This is a genomic window from uncultured Thiodictyon sp., assembly GCF_903828115.1.
Lineage (GTDB): Bacteria > Pseudomonadota > Gammaproteobacteria > Chromatiales > Chromatiaceae > Thiodictyon.
The window spans coordinates 1-2,152 of record NZ_CAIKKU010000553.1; the positions used below are offsets into that span (position 1 = coordinate 1).

At 65.0% G+C, this 2,152-nt stretch carries 3 protein-coding genes and 1 pseudogene; all 4 read left to right on the forward strand.

Annotated elements, in window-relative coordinates; all coding sequences use genetic code 11:
• Positions 1–291: pseudogene (locus QZY48_RS20570) on the forward strand (hypothetical protein); the annotation flags it as partial.
• Positions 292–502: 211 nt separating this feature from the next.
• Entirely contained in the window at positions 503–673 is a 171-nt protein-coding gene (locus QZY48_RS20575; protein WP_295434678.1) for a DUF4160 domain-containing protein, read from the forward strand.
• Complete coding sequence (locus tag QZY48_RS20580; protein ID WP_295434680.1) at positions 657–905, forward strand: DUF2442 domain-containing protein; 249 nt, start codon at positions 657–659, stop codon at positions 903–905. Before QZY48_RS20575 ends, QZY48_RS20580 begins: the two co-directional genes overlap by 17 nt.
• A gap of 168 nt (positions 906–1,073) precedes the next feature.
• Positions 1,074–2,015 carry an Rpn family recombination-promoting nuclease/putative transposase gene (locus QZY48_RS20585; protein WP_295434681.1) on the forward strand — a complete coding sequence of 314 codons (942 nt, stop codon included), beginning with the start codon at positions 1,074–1,076 and terminating at the stop codon, positions 2,013–2,015.
• Positions 2,016–2,152: the final 137 nt, after the last annotated feature.

Below are 2,152 nucleotides of genomic sequence, written 5' to 3' on the forward strand. Positions count from 1 at the left end.
CGGACGCGGCAGGATTTCCTGCGCGAGCAAAGCTGCATCCAAGGCCGCCTGCGGGAGGCCGAAACGGCGCTCGAAGAGCAAAGTGCCGCGCTGGAGGCCGGACGGCAGGCGCTGGAGGCCGAGCGGCAGGCAAAAGAAACCGAGCGGCAGGCGAAAGAGACCGAGCGGCAGGCAAAAGAGGTTGCGCTGCAAGCGAAAGAGGCCGCGCTGCAAGCGAACGAGGCCGCCCTTGCCGAGATCGATCGCCTCAAAGCCCTGATACAAAGCCAGGCCCATCCAACGGACTCCTGACGCCCGGCAGTGCGTAGGTTAGATCAGTGCATCCACCACACCGCCGGGGTCGGTGGATGCGGCGCGGGCCAGTATTGCACCCGTCCAGAGGCCCCGTGCCGCGCGCCTTATCCACCCTCCGAGGCTGATACGGGTCGGCCGGTCCGGGGAAAACGTTTCGGACGGGGCGAATGCCCCGTCCGGCATTGGAGCCGACAACCCGCGCGAGCCGATGCATATTCATATCCGCAAAGCCGGGGCGGAAGCCAAGTTCTGGCTGGTTCCCCAGGTTCAACTCGCTCGCAATGACGGCTTCGATGCCCGGACACTGCGTCATATCACCGGCATGGTCGCCGACCACCGCGGGCAGCTACAGAGGGCTTGGAATGAGCATTTCCCCTAAAACGGTTACCTGTGATGAAAATAATCTGTGGGTCGAGTTGAATGATGGTCGGACACTCGGCGTGCCTCTGGCATGGTTCCCCCGCCTGCTAGCGGCAACGCCCGCGCAGCGCAACGAATACGAACTCAGTCCCCGGGGCATCCATTGGGACGCGCTGGACGAGGATATTTCGGTTGCGGGACTGCTGGCGGGCCAAGGGGATATCACCCAGCATCGCCGCCAGGTTGCCTGACTAACCGATCGAGCGCTGAGGGTCGCGCGCAGGACCAGGTTCGTAGCCCGTAGCCCCCGTAGCCCCCGTAGGGTGGATAAGCGCAGCGCATCCACCACCCCGCCGGGGGTCCGACAGGCTGCTACGGCGAACCTTGTCCCCACCCTCAAACCGACCTAGACTCCCCTCATGCGCCACGCCATCGACCCCAAGATCGACTGTGTCTTCAAGGCCCTCCTGGGCACCGAGGCCAACCGCGCCCTGCTGATTCATTTCCTGAACGCCATCCTCGGCCCCGCGTTGCCCCGCCCGATCACCTGGGTCGAGATCCTGAACCCCTACAACGAACGCGAATTCCTCACCGACAAGCTCAGTATCGTCGATGTGAAGGCGCGCGACGACCAGGGGCGGCTCTACCAGGTCGAGATCCAACTGCTGACCTACCAGGACCTGCCGGCCCGCATCCTCTACACCTGGAACGACATCTACAACAAACAACTGCAGAGCGGCCAGGACTACCGCCTGCTCAAACCCACCTACGCCATCTGGCTCCTGGGCGAAGACCTCCTGCCGGACGACCCCCGCTACACCCATCGCTACCGGCTGCGCGACGACCAGGGCCTGGGCTTCATCGACCATGGCGGAATCTACCTGTTGGAGTTGAACAAGTTCACCGCCGACCAGGTCGAAACCGAGGAGCAGCGCTGGCTCAAGTTCTTCAAGGACGGTGAGCACCTGGATGCCGACCGGCCCCCCGACTGGATGCAGACCGCAGAAATGAGGCAAGCCATGAGTACCCTGAAGGCCTTCTCCGAGAAAGAGCACGCCTACGACCGCTACCGGACGCGGCAGGATTTCCTGCGCGAGCAAAGCTGCATCCAAGGCCGCCTGCGGGAGGCCGAAACGGCGCTCGAAGAGCAAAGTGCCGCGCTGGAGGCCGGACGGCAGGCGCTGGAGGCCGGACGGCAAGCGTTGGAGGCCGAGCGGCAGGCAAAAGAGGCCGAGCGGCAGGCGAAAGAGACCGAGCGACAGGCAAAAGAGGCCGCGCTGCAAGCGAATGAGGCCGCCCTTGCCGAGATCGATCGCCTCAAAGCCCTGCTACAAGGCCAGGCCCATCCAACGGACTCCTGACGCCCGGCAGTGCGTCGTGCGCCATCGATGACTCCAGGTGGCGCCGGGGCGTCCCGCCCGGACGCCTACACGACCGGGGCCTTGATCATAACGCTGGCCACGCACCCGCGCGGCAACCCGTCGCGGCCGGGGGGCCG